This window comes from Bradyrhizobium sp. 17 (genome assembly GCF_023073515.1).
In the GTDB taxonomy this organism is placed as follows: Bacteria; Pseudomonadota; Alphaproteobacteria; order Rhizobiales; family Xanthobacteraceae; genus Bradyrhizobium; species Bradyrhizobium canariense_D.
Window position 1 is genome coordinate 163,181 of record NZ_JADPJQ010000119.1, and the last position, 20,294, is coordinate 183,474.

The window sequence follows — 20,294 nt, forward strand, 5'->3', positions numbered from 1 at the left end:
GGCGATCATTCGACGGGCGAGGCCTTCATGCGGTGGTCCTCCAGCGGCAGGCCGAGCACGGCCTGGATCACGCGCGCCAGGAACTGCAGCGTCAGCAGCAGCATGCCGAAGGTGACGACGGCCTGTGGAAACCACAGCGGGGTGTCGCTCGAGGTCGAGACCTGGCCGCGCACATAGGCGCCGAAGGCGAACTTCGCCATCGACGATGTCAGGAAGGCCATGAAGGCGAAGCCGGCGGCGGCCGACAGGATTTCGATCGCGCGCTGAAACGGAGCGGGGACGTTCTTCAGCAGCAGCACGACACGGATATGGCCGCCGACGCGCAGGGTCATGGCGGCGCCGAAGGTGAAGGACGCCGCCATCAGATAGGAGGAATACTCCCACGCGATCGAGATTGTGGGCGGAAAGAACGGCAGGAAGTTCGAGAGGAAGCGCGTTGCGACCTCGCACAGCATCAGCAGCGTCAGCATCAAGAGGCAGCCGCCACCGATCCAGCCGTCCAGCCGGCCAAGACGGTCGATGCCGTCGAGCAGGATGCGCAGCGGCTCCGGCGCCGCCGCGTTGAGACTATGGGACGACGCAGGCAAAACATCCGCCACTGCAAGTCCTCAGCGCTTCATTTCCGCGAGATAGGCCCGCACCGGCTTGTCGGCCGCCGGCACGCGCTTGACGAAAGCGTCGAGCTGCGGCGCGGTCTTGGCGCGAATGTCCGTGATCATGGCATCCGAGACCGGCACCACCTCCATGCCGCCTTCCTTGAGCCGGTTGAGGCTGTCGACGTCCGCCTTGAGCGAGTTCGCCCAGAAGCCCGGCTCCATCTTCGCGGCAATGCCGGCGACGAGCTGCTGCTGATCGGCACTCAGCGCCTTCCAGGAATCGAGGTTGACGGTGAGCATCTGCGACGACCAGACGTGGTTGGTCGGGTAGATGTATTTCAGGAATTCCCAGAATTTTCCGTCGACGCCCGACACCGACGAGGTGGATACGCCGGAGACCGCGCCCGACGCCAGCGCCGGGATGGTCTCGCCCCACGGAATCATCACCGGCGCCATGCCGACCACGGCCAGCATGTCGACGGCGTTCTTGTCGGGCACGCGGATCTTGATGTTCTTCAAGCCGTCGACATCGGCGACCTTGACCTTGAGATGCAGATATTGCGTCGGCCAGGGCACGATGTAGAGGATCTTCTGGTTGTTGCGCGCGGCGACCTTCTCGTATTCGGGCCGCACGTATTTGTGCAGCACCTTCAATTCGTCCATGGAGCCGCAGAGAAAGGGAATGCTTTCGACGCCCATGAAGGGTTCGTCGCCGACCTGCTGAATATTGAGGACGTCGGCGAGCGGCACCAGACCGTCGCGGACGGCGCGCAGATGCTCGGGGCCCTTGAAGCCGAGCTGTCCACCGGCCTTCACGGTGATCGCGACCGAGCCAGCCGTCTGCTTCTTCACCTCTTCCGCGAAGGCAAACGCGTTCTGGGTGTGGAAATTGCCGTCGGGCCATACCGTCGACATGTCCCAGCTTACCGTCGCCGCTCGCGCGCGGGTCGAGATGTGGCCGGCTGCGAGCAGCGTCGCTGCGCCCGCGGTAAAAGTCCGTCGCGTGATCATTGAGCCCCTCCGTTTGCTACGCGCACGACGCCTGAAGCGTCATCGCGTGTGCCCATAAATTTCAACCGCATTGTCGGCAGACACGAGGCCGCTTTCGATGTCGTCGTTGACGGCTGTCGGCGCGCGCTCCCGGGGATCGCCGATGCCGGCGCCGCCTGGTGTCAGCACCACCAGCCGGTCGTCCGGCGGCACCTGCTGAAAGCCTTTTCCACGCAGCTTCTTGCCGGACTTCAGGCCGACATAGCCGGCCTCGCCGTTCTTGCCGCCATCACGTCCGCGTGGCGGATGATCGATGCGATCGAATGCCGCCAGGATGTCGAACGGCCCATCGACACCGCTGCCGACCTCGATGATCTGGCCGAGGCCCCCGCGGGTTCGCCCTGCCCCGCCGGAATCCGGACGCAGTTCCTTGCGCCAGAAGATCAGCGGCGTCTGCGTCTCGGCGATCTCAACCGGCGTGCCGCGCACGCCGCTGGGATAGGCGGTCGCCGACAGCCCGTCCTTCGCGAAGCGCGCGCCGGTCCCGCCATTGGAGGTCACCGCCATCGAAAATCCGTAATTGCCGCCGGCGCCCGAGCGGGTCTGGCCGCGCACGTTGAGATTCCACAGGCACGAGGTGCCTTCCGCGGGCACGCGCTCGGGAATGATCTGGCGCAGGCAGCCGAACACGACATCGGGCAGCATCTGGCCGATGATGTGGCGCGAGGCGACCGGCGCCGGCTTTGGCGCATTGAGGATCGCGCCTTTGGGAGCCGACACCGTCAGTGGCGAGAGCGAACCGGCATTGTTCGGAATCTGGGAGGCGACGACGCAGCCGAGACCGAACACGGTGTAAGCGATGGTGTAGGACAGAGGCACGTTGATGCCGAACCTGGACGCGGCCGAGGTGCCGTCGAAGTCGACGTGGATGCCTTCGTCCGAGATCGTCAGCACGGCGGCCAGCGTGACCGGCTCATCATAGCCGTCGACCACCATGGTGTTGCGCCAGCTGCCTTTCGGCAGTTTGGCGATCTCGGCCAGCACGGCCTCGCGCGAGCGGTCGCAGATGTAGTCGCCGAGCGCATCGAGCGAGTCGATGCCGAACTCGGTCATCATCTCGACCAGGCGCTCGCAGCCGACGTCGTTGCAGCCGGCGAGCGAATAGGTATCGCCCTCGGTGTCGATCGGCAGCCGCGTGTTGGTGCGGATCATCGCCATCAGCGTCTCGTTGACGACGCCCTGGTCGATCAGCTTCAGCATGGGGATGTAGAGCCCCTCCATGAACACGTCGGTGGCGTCGGGTCCGAAGCCGATGCCGCCGATGTCCATGAGATGGCTGGTGCAGGAAAACAGCGCGACCGGCTTGCCGTCCTTGAAGCAGGGCGTGGTGACGACGAAATCGTTGAGATGGCCGGTGCCCATCCAGGGATCGTTGGTGATGTAGGCGTCGCCCTCCTTCATCGTCTCGATCGGAAAGTGGGCGATGAAGTGCTTGACCGATTCCGCCATCGAGTTGACGTGGCCGGGCGTGCCGGTCACCGCCTGCGCCAGCATCCGTCCCTTGAGGTCGAACACGCCGGCCGAGAGGTCGCCGCATTCGCGCACGATCGGGCTGAAGGCCGTGCGGAGCAGCACCTGCGCCTGCTCCTCGACCACGGCGATCAGCCGGTGCCACATGATCTGAAGGTCGATCAGGCTCGCGCCGCTTGCCTTGCTCATGATCAGGCCGCCTTCCGTTCCATGACGATGCTGCCGGCACCGTCGATATGGGCATCAAAACTGTTGGAGACGAACGTCGAGGTCTCGTCCTCCGCGATCACGGCGGGACCTGCAATCGTCGCGCCTGGCGCCATGTCCTCGCGGCGATAGAGCGGGATCTCGATCACCTCCCCGACCCGGCCATCGAAGAACTTGCGGCTGCCGGTCGCCTTCCCGGCGGGCTTGCGCGTAACGGCCGCGACAATAGGCGGATTGCGCGCCTCGGTCGTCGCAAGCACCGACCAGCTCAAGACCTCGATCGCCGCACCCGGGATCGGCCGCTCGAACATCACCGCATAATCCGCCTCGAACTTCTGACGCAGGCCGGCCAGATCGGCCGTCGCCAGCCGCCGGTTCGGCAGTTCGATCGAGATCTCATGGCCTTGACCGACATAGCGCATGAAGGCCGCGCGGCGCTCGCGGACCGGCGCGCCTGCCGCACCCGTCTCGACCAGCGCACGCGCTTCGGTCACCATCTCCTGGAGCAGATCGGAGACCCCTTCGGTGTCGAAATCGTCGAGCCGCACATGACGGCTGCGCACCAGCTCGTAGGCGATCGGAGCCGCGAGGAAGCCAACGGCCGAGCCGACGCCGGCATTGGAAGGAACGATCACGCGGGAGACACCGATCTTCTCGGCGACGCGCGCCGCATGCAGAGGCGCCGCGCCGCCGAAGGCGATCAGCGTGTGCTGACCGACAATCTCACCGCGCTCGACCGCATGCACGCGCGCCGCGCTCGCCATGTTCTCGCAGACGACCTCGTGCACGGCATAGGCCGCAGTCTCTGCCGACAGACCCAGCGGCTCGCCGACGCTGCGCAGCAGCGCCTGCTTCGAGAGTTCAGGGTCGAGCTTGATCGTGCCACCCGCGAAGTCGTCCGGATCGATCATGCCGAGCGCGACGTCGGCATCCGTCACGGCCGGGCGCAGGCCGCCGCGGCCGTAGCAGGCGGGCCCGGGCTCCGACGAGGCACTCTCAGGACCGACCGTGACGCGCTTCATCGCATCGACATGGGCGATCGAGCCGCCGCCGGCGCCGATCTCGACCATCTCGATCACGGGAATCCGCACCGGCAGACCCGAACCTTTCAGGAAGCGCGCTGCGCGATCGACCTCGAACACGCGCGAGGTCTCGGGCTGGTATTTTTCGATCAGACAGATCTTTGCCGTGGTACCGCCCATATCGAAGGACAGCACCTTGCTCTCGCCGAGACGCGCCGCGATCTGCGCCGCGAAAATGGCGCCGCCGGCAGGACCGGATTCGACGAGGCGCACCGGAAAGCGCCGCGCCGTCTCGATCGAGGTGACACCGCCGCCGGAGGTGACGAGATAGATCGCGCCGCGGTACTGCTCGACCTGCAAGGCGTCGGACATGCGAGCGAGATAACCATCGATTAGCGGCTGCACATAGGCGTTGGCCACTGCAGTCGATGTGCGCTCATATTCGCGGATCTCCGGGCACACCGCGGACGATACGGTCACGGAAATGCCGGGCATCTCCTCACTGATGATCGCGGCCGTGCGGCGCTCGTGCTCGGGATTGGCGTAGGAGTGCAGGAACGCGATTGCGACGCTCTCGACGTTCAGCGCGCGCAATCTTGGCGCGAGCGCGCGCACCGCCGCTTCGTCCAACGGGAGGCGGACGGCGCCATGCGCGTCGATGCGCTCGGGCACGGTGAAGCGCAAAGATCGCGGCGCCAGCGGCTTCGGCTTGTCGATGGAGAGGTCATACTGGTCGTAGCGGCTCTCGGTGCCGATATCGAGCACGTCGCGAAAGCCCTCGGTCGCGATCAACGCCGTCTTGGCGCCGCGACGCTCGATGATGGCGTTGGTCGCGAGCGTCGTGCCGTGAATGAAGACGTCGATGTCGCTGATATAGGCGCGCGCATCAGCGAGAATGAGCCGCATGCCGTCCAGCACCGCCTCTTCCGGCCGCTGCGGCGTCGTCAGCAATTTGCGCGTCTTGCGCACCTCGCCCACGTCCAGCACGATGTCGGTGAACGTGCCACCGATATCGACGGCAAGCCGCACCTCGGCTCCCTCAAGCATTCCAAACTCTCCGTGCTGATCGTCAAGACCGAGGACAAAAGCGCAGCAATTTCCATGCCATGGATGACAGGAACATGCTGCCGTCCAGCTATTCTGCTTGGCACCCATGCAATAGGCAAGGCGTGTTCGCAGGCCGCGCGATCAGAGCAGGAATGCAAGCGCCGCTTCGCAGCGCTCCTCGACCTTCAGCGTGAGGAGATCATCGGCGCGGGTGCGTCCGAGATTGACCGCAGCGATCGGGATTTGCCGTTGCGCGGCCGCCTGCACAAAGCGGAAACCGGAATAGACCATCAGTGACGAGCCGACGATGAGCATGGCGTCCGCCTGCGCCAGATGATCCTGCGCGGTCACGACCACGTCGCGCGGGACGGTCTCGCCGAAGAACACGACGTCGGGCTTGAGGATGCCGCCGCAGGATTCGCAGGCCGGCACCTTGAACGACGAAAAATCCGCATGCTCCAGGTCCGCATCGCCGTCGGGCGCATCGGCCGCGTCGAGCGTCAACCATTCCGCATTGGCGTGGCCGAGCGTCTTCTGGAATTCGCTCCGCGGGGTCTTTTGACCGCAGCCCATGCAGCGGACCAGATCGAGCCGGCCGTGCAGGTCGATCACCTGGCGGTGGCCGGCGGATTGATGCAGCCGGTCGACGTTCTGGGTCAGCAGCATTCCGCAACGCCCGCTCGCCTCGAGCCGGGCGAGCGCGTGATGCGCATCGTTCGGCCTCGCCTGGCCGAACCGCCGCCAGCCGATCAGGCTGCGCGCCCAATAGCGCCGACGCGTATGCTCTTCCGACATGAAAGCCTGGAAGTTCACCGGCTGGGTCCGCTTCCAGTTGCCGTGACTGTCGCGATAATCGGGGATGCCCGAATTGGTGCTGCAGCCAGCGCCGGTCAGCACGAACAGATTTTCGTGCCGTCCGACGAAATCGCGGAGCGGATGATTTGCCATGACGCAGATGTAGTCTGCGCAGGCCGGTTTTGCCAGATGGCGAGGAAGCCCGCTAGCTTGCCCAGTTCTCGCGGAATTCGGGAAACAGCGTCAGACCTCCGCACGCATAGATGGTCTGCCCCGTGATGTAGCTGGCCTCATCCGAGGCGAGGAAGGCGAACACGCCGGCGATCTCCTCCGGCGTGCCGACACGGCCGAGCGGAATGTGGCTGGTGACCACACCGCGCTTTTCCGGATCGCCGGTCCAGGCCGCGTTGATTGGGGTGTCGATCGCGCCTGGACCGACCGCATTGACGCGAATGCCGCGGCCGGCGAATTCGAGTGCCAGCGTGCGTGTCAGATTGGCCATGCCGCCCTTGCTGATGGAATAGGCGAGGTAGCCGGGTTTCGGGATGATCTGGTGGACGCTGGAGCAATTGATGATGCTGCCGCCTGCGCCGCGCGCAACGAAATGCGCGAGCGCCTTCTGGGCGCAGAGCACGGCGCCGTTGAGATTGACGTCGATGATGCGGCGATAGGTGTCGATGTCGAGCGCCTCGCTCGGCGATTCCCGCTGGAAGCCCGCATTGTTGACCAGGCAGTCGAGACGCTTCCAGCGCGCCAGGATCGTCTCGAACATCGCGGCTACGTCCTGCTCGTTGCTGACGTCGGCCCTGACGACGATATGGTCGAGCTTGCCGTGGCCGCGATCGCTCGATGCCGTACGCGCGGACGCGAGCACCTCCTCTGCCTTTTCCGGATGATCGACATAGTTGATGGCGACGGTCGCGCCTTCCTGGGCAAGCCGAATGGCGACGGCGCGGCCGATGCCTTGCGAGGCGCCCGTCACCAGCGCGTATTGGCCGACGAGGCGCGAAGAAAAGGTGGTCGAGCGGTCGATATGTGGCATCGTTCTTCTCCGGGGGACACATCAACATGGAGGGAACCGGCGTTTTGTTCCATCCGTCGGCGCACCGCTGGGATTCACTCCTAGCGGCGAGCCAGTCGCGAAGTCAGGATCTGGTACAGGATGATGGCGCCAAAGGTTGCGGTGCCGATCCCGCCGATCGTGAAGGCGCCGAATTTGAGCGTGAGGTCGCCGGCGCCTGCGGTGAGCGCGACCGCGACGGTGATCAGGTTTGCCGGACTTGAGAAGTCGACCTTGTTCTCGACCCAGATCCGGCCGGCCATTGCGGCGATCAACCCGAACAGCACGATCGAGAGCCCACCGATGACGGGACCCGGGATCGACAGGACCAGCGCGCCGAATTTCGGCGAGAAGCCGAGCACGATCGACACCATCGCCGCGAAGGCAAACAGCAAGGTCGAATAGACCTTCGTCGCCGCCATGACGCCGATGTTTTCGGCATAGGTGGTGACGCCGGTGCCGCCGCCGCAGGCGGCCACCATGGTCGCGAGGCTGTCGGCAAGCAAGGCGCGGCCGAGATAGTCATCGAGGCTCCGGCCCGTCATGGCGCCGACGGCCTTGATGTGACCGAGGTTCTCGGCGACGAGAATGATCGCGACCGGCGCGATCAGGACGATTGCATCGGCCTGGAAGGTCGGCGTGGTAAGACTCGGCAGGCCGATCCACGACGCAGCCGAAACTTGCGTGAAGTCGATCGGCCTGCCGAAGCCGAGGCCGTTCGCGAACAGCAGGTACAAAAGATATCCGCCGATCGCGCCGAGAATGATCGGCAGGCGGCGCCACAGGCCAGGCGCGCCAACGGCAACCACGCCGATGATCAGAACGGTCGCGAGCCCGATTCCTGTGTCGAACGCATTGGCGCTCACTGCCTTGACCGCCACCGGCGCGAGGTTGAGGCCGATCGCGGCGACCACAGCGCCGGTGACGACCGGCGGCAACAGCTTCTCGATCCAGCCAACCCCCGACCACATCACGACCAGCGCGATCAGGCCGTAGAGGACGCCGGCTCCTACGATGCCGCCAAGCGCAACCGACAGGTTCGGGTTCGGCCCGTGCCCGGCATAGCCTGTGGCGGCGATCACGACCGCGATGAACGCGAAGCTCGAGCCGAGGTAGCTCGGCACGCGCCCCGCGACGATGACGAAGAAGATCAGCGTGCCGATGCCGGAAAACAGCACCGCAACATTGGGATCGAACCCCATCAGCAGCGGCGCGATGATCGTCGAGCCCGACATTGCGACGCAATGCTGGAGACCGGAGACGACGGTCTGGCCAAGCGGCAGCCGCTGCTCGGGCATGATCACGCCGGAGGACTTCAGAATCCAACGCGGAAAATAGCCTTGCGCTCGCTCATCGGAGCCCGTTGCAATCGGCATGTTCCCCCCAGTTGCGGTGCAGCGACAGATCTTCGTGCGAACAGATAAAAATGTGATTGTCGCTTCTGCAGCGGCCATCACATGATGCAAATCAAACAAGATCAATACGTCCGGGGCCTATTCTATGACACACATTGCGATCCAGCCAGCCGTCCACCGCCGGCACCAGCCCTGGTACAAGATCCTCTACATTCAGGTGCTGATCGCGATCGCACTCGGGGTGCTCGTCGGCTATTTCTATCCCGATCTCGGCAAGGCCCTGAAGCCGCTCGGCGACGGTTTCATCGCGCTGATCAAGATGATGATCGCGCCGGTGATCTTCTGCACCGTGGTGCACGGCATCTCCTCGATGGGCGACCTCAAGCGCGTCGGTCGGGTCGGGCTGAAGTCGCTGATCTATTTCGAGACGGTCTCGACCGTGGCGCTCGCGGTCGGCCTGCTGGTCGGCGAGGTGCTCCAGCCCGGGCACGGCTTCAACATCGATCCCGCCACGATCGACCCGAAATCGGTGGCGACCTACGTCACCAAGGCCAAGGAAGAAGGCATCGTCGCCCATCTGATGGCGATCATCCCCGACAGCTATCTGGGCGCCATCGCACGCGGCGATCTGTTGCAGGTGCTACTGATCTCGATCCTGTCGGGCTTCGCCATCGCGTTCCTCGGCAAGGCCGGCGAGCCCATTGCGGAGGCGATCGACAAGGCCGCAAAGATGTTCTTCGGCATCATCCGCATCATCGTGCGCGTCGCCCCGATCGGAGCGTTCGGCGCGATGGCGTTCACCGTCGGTGCCTACGGCCTCGGTTCGCTGCTCAACCTCGCGGCCCTGATCGGCACGTTCTATCTCACCAGCATCCTGTTCGTGGTGGTCGTGCTCGGCGCAATCGCGCGGCTCGCCGGCTTCTCGATCTTGCGTTTCATCGCCTACCTCAAGGACGAGCTGCTGATCGTGCTCGGCACCTCGTCATCAGAAACGGTGCTGCCGCAGATGATCCAGAAGATGGAGCATCTCGGCGCCTCGCGTTCGGTGGTCGGCCTCGTCATTCCGACCGGTTACAGCTTCAACCTCGACGGCACCAACATCTACATGACGCTGGCAACGCTGTTCCTGGCGCAGGCGACCAATACCCATCTGACCATCTGGCAGGAGCTCGGCATTCTCGGCATCGCCATGATCACCTCGAAGGGCGCCTCTGGCGTGACGGGGGCGGGCTTCATCACGCTGGCGGCGACGCTCTCGATCGTGCCCGACATCCCGATCCAGTCGATTGCGATCCTGGTCGGCATCGACAAGTTCATGAGCGAGTGCCGCGCGCTGACCAATCTGATCGGCAACGGCGTCGCCTGTGTCGTCATCAGCATCTCCGAAGGCGAGCTCGACCGCGATGCGCTGCACGAGACCATGGCCCATCCGCTGGAGATGGGTGAGGCGCTCGAACCGGGCGGCAGCGCCGCCTCCTAGGCCGCGCGCAGGTTGGGCGGCGTCCGGTTCCAACGCGGTAGTTTCCCGGAGTGGTAAATTGGAGCGACGCGAGTCACAACTGCTGCGTTGGGATCACGGATTGATACTCATCTTTTTCCACCCGACGCGCTGGGGGCAGGGCGTCGGGTTTTTGAAAATTGTCGTCGTGCCGAACCGCAAAGCGGGATCAAATGATCCTGCAACCGGCGCGCTGCCTCGGGGCAGCAAGATCGAGCCGTCGGGTAATCCCGATCGCCTGCAAAAACGCCTCATCATGACTGACGACGAGCAGCGCGCCGTCATAGGCCCTCAAGCCCGCTTCGACGGCTTCGATGGATTCGATGTCCAGATGATTGGTCGGCTCGTCGAGGATCAGCAGCGACGGCGGCATCGCTCCGCCCAGCACGCAGGCAAGGCCTGCACGAAACATCTGCCCGCCGCTCAAATGTCCCGCAATCTGCAAGGCGGCATCGGCTCGAAACATGAACCGGGCCAGCGCCGCATGGCATTCATTTGCACCCGCCTTCGGATGGAAGCGCCTGAAGTTATCCAGGATGGAGACCGCGGGATCGAGCAGGCTGGCCTTCTGATCGAACAGCGCAAGATCCGGCCTGACCCGCATGGTGCCGGAGAGCGGACGTAGTTCGCCGGCGACGAGTTTCAGCAGCGTCGTCTTGCCGGAACCGTTGGGTCCGACAATTGCCAGGCGCTCCGGACCAACGATCGCGAGCGATAGATCGCGCAAGACTTCCCGGTCCGGCCGATAGCCGGCGCTGACGCAATCGAGCCAAACCACCTCCCTGCCCGCTGGCAGCCGGGTCGAGGGCAGCTTCACCGACAGCGGCTGAAGAATCTCGATGCGCCGGCGCGCCGTATCAAGGGCCTCAAGCGCATCCGCACGCCGCCGCTCGGCGATCTGCGCGGTCTTGCCGCCGGTGTCTTCGCTACGGTCCTTGCGTGCGCCGGCCAGGATGCGCGGCATGTCGCCCTTGGCGCGCTTCTTCTTGCCCCCGCCGTCCTTGCGCGCTTTCCTCTCCGCGGCCTCCTGCGCTTTCCCGTCGATCTCGGACAGGCGCCTCTGGGCATGCGCGAGGTCGTGCCTGACAGCCGCGAGCGCAACGGCTTTCTGCTCGCAATAACTGCTCCAATTGCCGCCGTATCGCGTAGCTCCGAGCGACCTCAGCTCGACGATCGCATCCATGGTTTCGAGCAGGCTCCGATCGTGGCTGACGACGATCGCCCCACCGCGCCAAGACGCAAGGAAATCGATCACCGCCTTGCGCCCCTCCCGATCGAGATTGTTGGTGGGCTCGTCGAGCAGCAGGAAGTCTGGCTCCGCAAAGATCAGCGCGGCCAGACGAACCCGCGTGACCTGCCCGCCCGACAGGCGGTCGAGCTCGATCTCCGGAGCGACGTCGAACCCGACACGCGCAAGGGCGGACGTAAGCCGTGTTTCGAGGGTCCAATCGACCTCGGAAACCTCCTCGGCCAAGGCATCCCCGCGCTCGGCACGGCGAAGCACATCGAGCGCGGCTCGCGCACCGAACAGGTCGATCACCTTCGCGCCCGCAAGGGGCTGGACGTCCTGGCGCAACAGACCAACGGTTCCGTTGATAGCAACGCGCCCCGATTGAGGAATGTGCTCTCGCGAAATCGACGCAAGCAGCGTCGTCTTCCCGACGCCGTTGCGGCCGACGAGGCCGGTCCGCTCGGCGCCGAACGTCAGATCGATATTGGAAAAAAGAGAGCGGCCGTCAGGCGAGGACAGCGACAGGTTGGACAGGATGATGGAAGCAGGCATGGAATTCCCCGTGAGCAAGGCAGGTCGGCTTTGCGGTCGGGGTCAAATCCATGGATCTCGAATATCCTGTTTGAGGGCTCTCTAACTAATCCCATCGAAGGGCGAGATCAAGGCGAGGCTCTGAGGAACGACGGCGCGCGGAGCGCCGACGTCCGCCGCAGGCCCGCGCGATCAACCCTTGAGCGCGGTGACCACGACCTCGATCAGCGCGCTGCCGCCGAGATCGGCGACGCCGACGGTGGCGCGGGTCGGCAGATTGTCGCCGAAGAACTCGGTCCAGACCGCGTCCATCTCCTTCTTCTTGGAAAGGTCCGTGACGAAGATCGAGGTGCTCACGACGCGCGACTTGTCGGTGCCCGCTTCCTTCAGATAGCCGGCGATCTTGCCGAGGATGTTGCGGGTCTGCTCGCCCATCGACACAGAGGTGTCGTCGGCGATGGTGCCGCCAATGAAGACGAAGCCGTTGGCTTCGACGGCGCGGTGCATGATGGGCGTGCGGATGCTGCGGGTAATGCTCATGATGTCCTCTTTTGCTAGAGCGTGGAGGGGTGGAAACGGTCGATGCCGAGATCGCCGATGCGGGTCTGGGTGCCGCCGTTGACGATCAGCTCCGCCATGACGGCGCCCGCGCCGGGGCCGAGCTGGAAACCGTGCAGCGAAAAACCGAATTGGTGATAGAGGCCCTTGTGCCGGCTGCTCGGTCCAAACACGGGCAGATCGTCCTTGGTCTTGGCCTCGATGCCGGCCCAGGCCCGCATGATCGTCGCGTCGCGCATGACCGGGAACAGCTCGAACACGGTGCGGGCGCTGGTCGCGAGGCTTTTCCAGTCCAACACCGTCTCGTTGCGATCCTGATGGGGCGTAGCCAAATGGCCGCCGCCGATCAGCACCGTGCCGTTCTTGAATTGCTTGAAGGACAGCTTGCGGCCGCGCAGGATCACGACCGGATCGATGAAATGCGGCACGCGCGAGGTGATCATCAACATCGGCGCCACCGTCTCGACCGGAACGGGCTCACCGAGCGCGGCTGCGATGGTCCCGGCCCAGGCGCCGGCGGCATTGACGAGCACCGGCGCGGCAAAGCTCTCGGCGCCGACATCGACATGCCAGAGACCATCGGTGTGCCGGATATTCGTGGCGGCAATGCCCTCGCGCACGGTCGCACCTAGTTGCTCCGCCTTGCGACGGAACGCCGTCGTCGCCTGCGCGGGATTGGCCGCACCGTCGCGGCGCGAGACCACGCCGCCGGGACAGGTCTCGGCCACCGCCGGCACGAGGCGCCGCAGCTCTGCGGCATCGATCAGCTCTTCGTGGGTGAAGCCGAGCGCGTTGAGCTCGGCCACACGTGCGCGGCAGACCGCGAGTTCCTCTTCGTTCTCGGCGACGAGGACCTGGCCATAGCTCTCAAAGCTGCAATCGTCGTCGAGGAGATCGGTGATCTTCTCCCAGATACCCATCGAGCGGATCGAAAGCGGGATTTCGGGGATGTGCCGCGCAAGCTGGCGCACGCCGCCGGCGTTGACACCGGAAGCGTGCCGGCCGGCATAGTCCTTCTCGATCAGCACCGGCTTGAGGCCGGCGAGACACAGATATAGCGCGGTCGAGCACCCGTGGATGCCGCCGCCGACGACGATCGCATCCACGTTTTTCGTCATCCGCGCACCACCGCCTTGATGTCGTCTGCGCTCTTCGGAACGGCGGCGAGCTCGGCGAGCGTGATCGGCTTGACCGGCGCGCGCAGCCGGTAATAGCCAATCTCCTGCGGGCTCTTGCCCCGCGCCTGCGCCATCAGCTCGGTGACGGTGAGGCCGCAGAGCCGGCCCTGGCACGGCCCCATGCCGGTGCGGCGGTAGGCCTTGAGCTGGTTCGGCCCGGTCGCGCCGATCGCGACGGCGTCGAGAATATCCTTTGCGGTGACCTCCTCACAGCGACAGACGATGGTGTCGCCTGCGGGAATGCGAAACTGCGGCGCCGGCCGGAACAGCGTGTCGAGAAAAACGCGACCACGTTCGGCCTTGGCGAGATCGGCGCGGAGGCTCGCCATCGGCGCAGATTTTTTTGCAGCCGCAGGCGCCAACGCCTCCACTGCCGCGCGTGCCGCGATGCGGCCGCGCACTACGGCTGCGTTCGCCCCGCCGATGCCGGCGCCGTCGCCAGCAATCGCAATGCCGGCGACCGACGAATTGCCGCTGGCATCCAGCACCGGAGACCAGCACAATTGCAAATCATCCCAGCGATGCTCGATTCCGGCCGCCATCGCCAGATTGACGTTGGGCACGACGCCCTGGTGCAGCAGCAAGAGATCCGCAAGGACGGTCTCGCGTTTGCCGCCGGCGACATAGCTGACGTTCGCGAGTTGGCCGTCACCAGAGGCAGCAAGCTCGCTGACACCTGAGACGACCTGCACCTTCGCCTTCACCTCGCGCATCATCGACAAGCCCTTGGCGAAATACGGCGAGGTCAGGAAAGCGAAAGCGTGGGGGAGTGCGGCGAAATAGTTTCCGCGCTCGGTGGTGTCGAGAATGCGATCGATGCGACCGCCGAGACGCAAGATCTGCGCGGCGAGCAGCCAGAGCAGCGGCCCCTGCCCCGCGATCACCGTGCGGCCATCCGGCACCAGGGCCGATGTTTTCAACATGGTCTGCGCGGCGCCCGCGGTCATCACGCCCGGAAGCGTCCACCCGGGAATCGGAAACGGCCGCTCCAGCGCGCCGGTCGCGAGGATCACGCGCCTGGCCTTGACGAAGGCGGACGCGCCGCCGACCGAGACGGCGATATCGAGATTGCGATCGAGGCTCCAGACCGTTGCGCGCTGAATGACCTCCGCGTTGCCTGCGCGTAGCGCCTGCACGAGATCGGTACCGACCCAATAGTCCTCACCGAGCTGGCTGCGGTCGGTCACCGGCGTCGAGGCGATGGCACGAAACACCTGGCCTCCGGGGCCGATATTCTCGTCGAGCAGCAGCGTGGACAGGCCGGCTTCGGCGGCCGTCGCGGCGGCGGCAAGGCCGGCAGGCCCGGCCCCGATCACCACGACGTCATATTCTTCGCGCTTGGGAGCCACAGTCATTTCCCGATCTCCCGCTTGCCCTTCTGAATCTCGATCTGCATGCCGTCGGTGACCGGCACCAGGCAGCCCTGTCGGTTGCCGACGCCATCGATGGTGACGAGGCAATCGAAGCACACGCCCATCATGCAATAGGGCAAACGCAGCGCCCCGCTGACTGCGGTCGAACGGCGTGCATCGCAGCTCGAGGCCAGCAGCGCGGCGGAGACGGTGTCGCCCTGCCGCGCCGCGACGGCAACGCCATCGACGAAGATTTGCACCGCTGGCCGCTTGTCCTGCTCGGATCGTTTGAACATCCTGGCTCCTTCAATGTCCCTAGTAGCCGCTGTTGTTCGCGGCACCGGCGGCGCCAAAACGGCTGGCCGAGAACGCGCCGACCAGCTCGGGCTCGAGCGCGCCTTGCGCAACCATCCGCGCGATCTCGAAGGCGTGGTTGGAGGCGAGTGTCACCCCGGAGTGGCAGCAGGCGACGAAGGCACCGGGATGCGTCTCCGACTGGTCGTAGATCGGAAAGCCGTCCTGCGGCATGACGCGGATGCCGGCCCAGCTCCGGACCACGTTGAGCCGCGCGAGATGCGGAAACATGCGCTGGGCGCGATCCGTCATCACGGCGCTGATCGAGTGCTTCAGCGCGCGATCGTCGAGCTCGTCTTCCTTGCTGTCGCCGATCATCACCGTGCCCTCGTCGGTCTGGCGGATCGTGGTCAGCGGATGCGGCAGAAAGGGCATGGTGCGCTCGGTCACCACGATCTGGCCGCGGGTCGGGCCCATCGGGGCGTGGAGACCGACCATCGGCGCCAGGGTCTGGTTAGCATTGCCGGCGGCGAGCACGATCTTGGCGGCACGGAGCTCGCCCTGCGGCGTCGTCAGGCAGAATTCGCCGCTGCTCCTGCTGATCGCCGAGACCGGGCGCTCCGGAAGATAGTCGATGCCGAATGCCTTGAAGCCGGTGTGGAACGCACGAAACGTGCGCAGCGAATTGACGTGACCGTCGAGTGGACAATAACTGCCGCCGGAGACCTCGGGCCCGATCAGCGGCAGCGCCTTCTTCACCTCGGATGCCGGCAGCATCTCCATCTTGTAATCGGCGGCACCCGTCTGGTTGTGCATGCGCTTGACCAGCTCGGCGCGCTGACCGAACTCGTCCTCGCCAAGCGTCAGATGAAAACCGCCGTTCTGCTGAAGCGAGACATCGAGGCCGGTCTGCTGCTTCAGCTCCGAGGCGAGCCTGCTCCACGCCTGTGACGCCTGCACCGTCCAGACGGTATAGGCTGGCATGCCGAGCCCCTTGCTCTGGACCCAAACCAGCGCAAAGTTCGCGCGTGAGGCGCGCTTGGTGATGTCGCCTTCGTCGAGCACGGCCACCTTCTTGCCGAGTCTTCCCAGGCCCCAGGCGATGGCGGAGCCGAGCAATCCGCCGCCGACGACGGCGACGTCGTAATCTGTTCGCATGGATTCTCCTATCGCCCTGTATCGCCCTTGCCGGCGAGCACGCGGTCGAGCCCGTAGAAGCGATCGAGCAGAATGAGGGCGGTCATGGTGATCGCGATCACGCAGGCCGAGACGGACGTCACCAGCGGATCGATGTTGTCCTGGATGTAGAGGAACATGCGCACCGGCAGTGTTTCGGTGCCGGGTCCCGCGAGGAAGACGGTCATGGTGAGATCGTCGAAGGACTGGATGAAGGCGAGCGCCCAGCCGCTGATGACGCCGGGCAGGATCAACGGCAGCGTCACGCGGCGGAATAGCGTCCAGCCGCCGGCACCGAGCGAGACCGCCGCCATCTCGACCGAAAGGTCCATGCCGGTCGCCGCCGCCAGGGTCAGCCGTAGCGCGAACGGAAACACGATGATGACATGCGCGATGATCAGCGCGGCGAAGCTGCCGCCCATCCCGGCCGAGGTGAAGAAGCGCAGGAACGCGATGCCGAGCACGACATGCGGGATCATCAGCGGCGAGAGAAAGAGGGCCGCGAGCGCATCACGGCCGCGGAAGCGATAGCGCGCGATCGCGAGCGCCGCCGGTACCGCGAATAATAGCGCGACGAACGACGATAGTGCGCCCAGGCCAAGGCTGACCCAGAAAGCATGGACGAATTCGGGATAGTTGGCGATCGCCCTGAACCAGCGCAACGAAAAACCGTTTGTCGGCAACGACAGGAAGCCTTCAGGCGTGAACGCAACGAGGCAGACGACGAGGATCGGCGCCACCATGACGATGACAAAGATGGTGTGGAAGATCAGCGCGAGCGGGCCATTCCGGCTCATCGGAACACCTCCGCGTAACGGCGCTCGATCAGTGCGTTGCTGCCGACGACGATCAAGACCAGCGCGGCCAGCAGCAGCGTGGCGACCGCCGCCCCCAGCGGCCAGTTCAGCGTGTTGAGGAACTCGTCATAGGCCAGCGTCGCCGCGACCTTGAGTCGACGGCCGCCGATGATGGCGGGCGTCGCAAACGCGCTGGCCGAGAGCGAGAACACGATGATCGCCCCAGACAGCACGCCCGGCATGATCTGCGGCATGATGATGCGGTGGATGATGGTCGCAGGGCCGGCGCCGAGCGACATCGCGGCATTCTCGATCTGCGGATCGAGCCGCTGCAGCGCCGCCCACACCGACAGCACCATGAACGGCATCATCACGTGCGCGAGTGCGACCACCATGCCGGTTTCGGTGAACATGAAGGGGATAGGCGCGCGGATCAGCCCGGCCGACATCAGCAGCTTATTGACGAGGCCGTTGTTGCCGCCGAACAGCAGCGCCCAGCCGAGCGTCCGCGCCACCACGGAAATCAGCAACGGCCCCAGGATGACCAGGAGAAAAACGCTCTTCCAGCGTCCGCTCATGCGGTTGAGGATGTAGGCTTCGGGTGCACCGAGCACGGCCGTGAGCAGCGTAGTCAGGATCGCGATGCGAAACGTCCGCCCGAACATCTCGGCGTAATAGGGATCGGTTACGATCTCATGCCAGTTCTTGAGGATGAAGACCGGCTCGATGCCCTTGTACTGGCCCCAATCATGGAAGGACAGCATCACGGTCATTGCCAGCGGAATCAGGAGCACGCCGACGAACAGCATCAAAGCGGGCGCCGTCAGCGCCCAGGGCGTGCGTGCGTTTCGTTCCTCGGCGGAAGCGCTCATGCGACGCCCCTCACGCTCATGTCCTCGGGCCGCCAGGTGAGGTGAACGGCCTCGCCTTCGACCGGCTGCGACCGGCCGTCATTCTGGCGGATCACGGTCGCCGGGCCGCATTCGCTCTCGCACTGGAACAGCCAGTGATTGCCCTGGAAGATGCGTGTGACGATCTTTGCGCTGAGGCCCGCGTCGCCAAAGTCGATCCGCTCGGGGCGAATGCTAATGGTGACGGGACCGCTGCGCCCGACATGCGCAGGCGCGCTCCACGAGCCGACAATCAATCGCCCAGGCGCACTGGTCCGATCGATCGTCGCGGCAAAGTCGTTGGTCTTTCCCAAAAACTGCGAGACGAAGGCCGAGGCCGGCTTCTCATAAGTCTCTTGCGGCGTGCCGATCTGCTCGATCCGGCCCTGGCTCATCACCACGATGCGGTCGGACAACGACATCGCCTCGTTCTGGTCGTGGGTGACGAGGATCGTGGTGGTGCCGATGGTACGCTGGATCTGGCGCAGCTCGATCTGCATCTCCTCGCGCAGCTTGGCGTCGAGATTCGATAGCGGCTCGTCGAGCAACAGCACGCTCGGCTTGATCACCAGCGCGCGCGCCAGCGCCACGCGCTGCTGCTGGCCGCCGGACATGCGACGCGGATGGCGATCCTCGTAGCCGGCAAGCCCGACCATCGCGAGCGCTGCGCGAACGCGCTCGGTCCGTTCGCCGCGCGGCACATTGCGCATCTCGAGCCCGAAGGCGACATTCTCGGCCGCGGTCATGTGCGGAAACAGCGCGTAGCTCTGGAACACGATCCCGAGCCCGCGTTTGGCCGGATGGATCGCGGTCAGATCCTTGCCTTGCAGCCGGATCGCGCCGCGGGTGGGATCGAGGAAGCCCGCGATCATCTGCAGGGTCGTGGTCTTGCCGCAGCCGGAGGGGCCGAGAAAGGAGACGAACTCCCCCTTCCCGACCGCGAGACTGAAGTCGTCGACGACAGTCTGCGCTCCGAATTGCTTGGCGACCCCTTCGAGCTCGAGATAGGCCATCGCACTGTCTCCGGGATGACCGATCAGCGCTCGACCTCGCGATTCCAGCGCTTGGTCCATTCCTCGCGCTTCTCGTTGATGACGGTCCAGTCCGGATTATAGAGCTTTGCCGCGCGCTCGCCGATCGGCGCCATCTTGCCGAGCTCGGGCGGGATCACCAGCGATTTCAGCACCGGGCCGTAGCCGTAATCCTTCAGCATCACGAGCTGGATCTTGGGTTCGAGCAGCATCTTGACGAAGCTAGACGCAAGCGGCGAGGCGTTCGGCTTGGTGATCGGACAGGCGGTCGTCAGCAACGTCGCGGCGCCCTCCTTCGGATAGACGAAATCGACGGGGAAGCCGGTATTGGCAAAGCTCTGCACGCGGCCGGTGCCCCACACCGCGATCACAGCCTGCCCGGACTGGAACAGCTCGGTCATCTTGCCCGGCGACGGCTCATAGGCGAGCACGTTCGGATTGATCTGCTCCTTGAAGATCTTGAAGCCGGAATCGACATTGGACTCGCCGCCGCCATTCATCTTCGACAGCATCACCAGCGCTTCGAGGCCATAGGTGTTGTTGATCGGCGGGATCACGAGCTGCTTGGCGTATTTCGTGTCCTTGAGATCGTTCCAGGAGGTCGGCGGCGCCCAGCCCTTCTCCGCAAACACCTTGGTGTTGTACATCAGGCCGGTCGCGACGATGCCGATCGCGACCGCACGATCGTCCTTGAAGCGCGCGGTGTCGTAGAGATCGGTCGGCAGGCCATCGAGCTTGCCGCAGAAGCCGAGTTGGATCGCCTGGTACATCGGGCCGTCGTCAACGATGGCGACGTCGATCTGCTGGTTGCCCTTCTGCGCCTGGAGCTTGGCCAGCGTGTCGGTGGAGTTGCCGGCGACGTACTCGACCTTGACGCCGTTCTCCTTCTCAAAAGTCGGGATCACCTCGTCGCGGATGGTCTTCTCGAACGAGCCGCCATAGCCGGCGACATAGAGCGTCTTTTGCTGAGCCGTGGCAACCGAGGGGGCGGCGATGAGGGCCGCGATGCTGACCGCTGTCAGAAGGCGAAAAGTCTTCATGTGGTCCGATCTCCATACCGGGATGAGGTGACGTGCCGACGAGTCTCGTTGGCTGAACCTTCCGCATTTCCTTCCGCGCAGATCCCTCTCCGACTAGGGCTCCAGCCCTTGCGCGG

18 protein-coding genes are annotated in these 20,294 nt (G+C 64.9%); 1 reads left to right on the top strand and 17 read right to left on the bottom strand.

Features of this window, described 5'->3' with window-relative positions; all coding sequences use genetic code 11:
* Positions 1 to 5: 5 nt before the first annotated feature.
* The 7 genes from IVB13_RS28325 to IVB13_RS28355 form a co-directional block, all read right to left on the bottom strand.
* The gene (locus IVB13_RS28325; protein ID WP_018453767.1) at positions 6 to 599 is read right to left on the bottom strand and encodes a TRAP transporter small permease; all 594 of its coding nucleotides are present in this window, start codon (positions 597 to 599) and stop codon (positions 6 to 8) included.
* A gap of 9 nt (positions 600 to 608) precedes the next feature.
* Positions 609 to 1,607: a TRAP transporter substrate-binding protein gene (locus tag IVB13_RS28330; protein WP_018453766.1), complete on the bottom strand. Its 999-nt coding sequence runs from the start codon at positions 1,605 to 1,607 to the stop codon at positions 609 to 611.
* Between the two features lie 39 nt (positions 1,608 to 1,646).
* Entirely contained in the window at positions 1,647 to 3,305 is a 1,659-nt protein-coding gene (locus IVB13_RS28335; protein WP_018453765.1) for a hydantoinase B/oxoprolinase family protein, read from the bottom strand.
* A 2-nt stretch (positions 3,306 to 3,307) separates the two neighbouring features.
* Positions 3,308 to 5,392, bottom strand: a complete 2,085-nt coding sequence (locus IVB13_RS28340; RefSeq protein ID WP_018453764.1) for a hydantoinase/oxoprolinase family protein — start codon at positions 5,390 to 5,392, stop codon at positions 3,308 to 3,310.
* 141 nt (positions 5,393 to 5,533) lie between these two features.
* A complete protein-coding gene (locus IVB13_RS28345) occupies positions 5,534 to 6,340 on the bottom strand; it encodes an NAD-dependent protein deacetylase (protein WP_018453763.1) in 807 nt (268 codons plus the stop codon).
* A gap of 52 nt (positions 6,341 to 6,392) precedes the next feature.
* Entirely contained in the window at positions 6,393 to 7,229 is an 837-nt protein-coding gene (locus IVB13_RS28350; protein ID WP_247294038.1) for an SDR family oxidoreductase, read from the bottom strand.
* Between the two features lie 80 nt (positions 7,230 to 7,309).
* On the bottom strand, positions 7,310 to 8,623 hold the full coding sequence (locus IVB13_RS28355) for a solute carrier family 23 protein (protein ID WP_085394694.1): 1,314 nt from the start codon (positions 8,621 to 8,623) through the stop codon (positions 7,310 to 7,312).
* A 124-nt stretch (positions 8,624 to 8,747) separates the two neighbouring features.
* Between IVB13_RS28355 and IVB13_RS28360 the strand changes: the two genes are divergently transcribed.
* Positions 8,748 to 10,082, top strand: a complete 1,335-nt coding sequence (locus IVB13_RS28360) for a dicarboxylate/amino acid:cation symporter (protein ID WP_247490994.1) — start codon at positions 8,748 to 8,750, stop codon at positions 10,080 to 10,082.
* Between the two features lie 187 nt (positions 10,083 to 10,269).
* Here IVB13_RS28360 and IVB13_RS28365 read toward each other — a convergent pair whose 3' ends face one another.
* The 10 genes from IVB13_RS28365 to IVB13_RS28410 all read right to left on the bottom strand — a co-directional run bounded on the left by IVB13_RS28365 (position 10,270) and on the right by IVB13_RS28410 (position 20,178).
* On the bottom strand, positions 10,270 to 11,883 hold the full coding sequence (locus IVB13_RS28365) for an ABC-F family ATP-binding cassette domain-containing protein (RefSeq protein WP_247294036.1): 1,614 nt from the start codon (positions 11,881 to 11,883) through the stop codon (positions 10,270 to 10,272).
* Positions 11,884 to 12,054: 171 nt separating this feature from the next.
* Positions 12,055 to 12,402 (bottom strand): RidA family protein, encoded by a 348-nt coding sequence (locus IVB13_RS28370; RefSeq protein WP_007596366.1) that lies wholly within the window; start codon positions 12,400 to 12,402, stop codon positions 12,055 to 12,057.
* 14 nt (positions 12,403 to 12,416) lie between these two features.
* Entirely contained in the window at positions 12,417 to 13,538 is a 1,122-nt protein-coding gene (locus tag IVB13_RS28375) for an FAD-dependent oxidoreductase (RefSeq protein ID WP_018453758.1), read from the bottom strand.
* The gene (locus IVB13_RS28380) at positions 13,535 to 14,953 is read right to left on the bottom strand and encodes a (2Fe-2S)-binding protein (RefSeq protein WP_018453757.1); all 1,419 of its coding nucleotides are present in this window, start codon (positions 14,951 to 14,953) and stop codon (positions 13,535 to 13,537) included. The genes IVB13_RS28375 and IVB13_RS28380 overlap by 4 nt, the downstream gene beginning before the upstream one ends.
* The gene (locus IVB13_RS28385) at positions 14,950 to 15,246 is read right to left on the bottom strand and encodes a (2Fe-2S)-binding protein (RefSeq protein WP_018453756.1); all 297 of its coding nucleotides are present in this window, start codon (positions 15,244 to 15,246) and stop codon (positions 14,950 to 14,952) included. The genes IVB13_RS28380 and IVB13_RS28385 overlap by 4 nt, the downstream gene beginning before the upstream one ends.
* 19 nt (positions 15,247 to 15,265) lie before the next feature.
* A complete protein-coding gene (locus tag IVB13_RS28390) occupies positions 15,266 to 16,402 on the bottom strand; it encodes an FAD-dependent oxidoreductase (RefSeq protein WP_018453755.1) in 1,137 nt (378 codons plus the stop codon).
* 8 nt (positions 16,403 to 16,410) lie between these two features.
* Positions 16,411 to 17,217 (bottom strand): ABC transporter permease, encoded by an 807-nt coding sequence (locus IVB13_RS28395; protein ID WP_018453754.1) that lies wholly within the window; start codon positions 17,215 to 17,217, stop codon positions 16,411 to 16,413.
* Positions 17,214 to 18,089, bottom strand: a complete 876-nt coding sequence (locus IVB13_RS28400; RefSeq protein ID WP_018453753.1) for an ABC transporter permease — start codon at positions 18,087 to 18,089, stop codon at positions 17,214 to 17,216. The genes IVB13_RS28395 and IVB13_RS28400 overlap by 4 nt, the downstream gene beginning before the upstream one ends.
* Entirely contained in the window at positions 18,086 to 19,120 is a 1,035-nt protein-coding gene (locus IVB13_RS28405; RefSeq protein WP_026232591.1) for an ABC transporter ATP-binding protein, read from the bottom strand. Before IVB13_RS28405 ends, IVB13_RS28400 begins: the two co-directional genes overlap by 4 nt.
* A gap of 23 nt (positions 19,121 to 19,143) precedes the next feature.
* On the bottom strand, positions 19,144 to 20,178 hold the full coding sequence (locus tag IVB13_RS28410; protein WP_018453751.1) for an ABC transporter substrate-binding protein: 1,035 nt from the start codon (positions 20,176 to 20,178) through the stop codon (positions 19,144 to 19,146).
* Positions 20,179 to 20,294 lie beyond the last annotated feature (116 nt).

Coding starts and splice junctions, on each gene's coding strand:
- IVB13_RS28395 (WP_018453754.1), bottom strand. CDS start 17,217: ATGAGCCGGAATGGCCCGCTCGCGCTGATCTTCCACACCATCTTTGTC.
- IVB13_RS28350 (WP_247294038.1), bottom strand. CDS start 7,229: ATGCCACATATCGACCGCTCGACCACCTTTTCTTCGCGCCTCGTCGGC.
- IVB13_RS28375 (WP_018453758.1), bottom strand. CDS start 13,538: ATGACGAAAAACGTGGATGCGATCGTCGTCGGCGGCGGCATCCACGGG.
- IVB13_RS28405 (WP_026232591.1), bottom strand. CDS start 19,120: ATGGCCTATCTCGAGCTCGAAGGGGTCGCCAAGCAATTCGGAGCGCAG.
- IVB13_RS28390 (WP_018453755.1), bottom strand. CDS start 16,402: ATGCGAACAGATTACGACGTCGCCGTCGTCGGCGGCGGATTGCTCGGC.
- IVB13_RS28355 (WP_085394694.1), bottom strand. CDS start 8,623: ATGCCGATTGCAACGGGCTCCGATGAGCGAGCGCAAGGCTATTTTCCG.
- IVB13_RS28330 (WP_018453766.1), bottom strand. CDS start 1,607: ATGATCACGCGACGGACTTTTACCGCGGGCGCAGCGACGCTGCTCGCA.
- IVB13_RS28345 (WP_018453763.1), bottom strand. CDS start 6,340: ATGGCAAATCATCCGCTCCGCGATTTCGTCGGACGGCACGAAAATCTG.
- IVB13_RS28380 (WP_018453757.1), bottom strand. CDS start 14,953: ATGACTGTGGCTCCCAAGCGCGAAGAATATGACGTCGTGGTGATCGGG.
- IVB13_RS28410 (WP_018453751.1), bottom strand. CDS start 20,178: ATGAAGACTTTTCGCCTTCTGACAGCGGTCAGCATCGCGGCCCTCATC.
- IVB13_RS28400 (WP_018453753.1), bottom strand. CDS start 18,089: ATGAGCGCTTCCGCCGAGGAACGAAACGCACGCACGCCCTGGGCGCTG.
- IVB13_RS28385 (WP_018453756.1), bottom strand. CDS start 15,246: ATGTTCAAACGATCCGAGCAGGACAAGCGGCCAGCGGTGCAAATCTTC.
- IVB13_RS28370 (WP_007596366.1), bottom strand. CDS start 12,402: ATGAGCATTACCCGCAGCATCCGCACGCCCATCATGCACCGCGCCGTC.
- IVB13_RS28365 (WP_247294036.1), bottom strand. CDS start 11,883: ATGCCTGCTTCCATCATCCTGTCCAACCTGTCGCTGTCCTCGCCTGAC.
- IVB13_RS28340 (WP_018453764.1), bottom strand. CDS start 5,392: ATGCTTGAGGGAGCCGAGGTGCGGCTTGCCGTCGATATCGGTGGCACG.
- IVB13_RS28360 (WP_247490994.1), top strand. CDS start 8,748: ATGACACACATTGCGATCCAGCCAGCCGTCCACCGCCGGCACCAGCCC.
- IVB13_RS28335 (WP_018453765.1), bottom strand. CDS start 3,305: ATGAGCAAGGCAAGCGGCGCGAGCCTGATCGACCTTCAGATCATGTGG.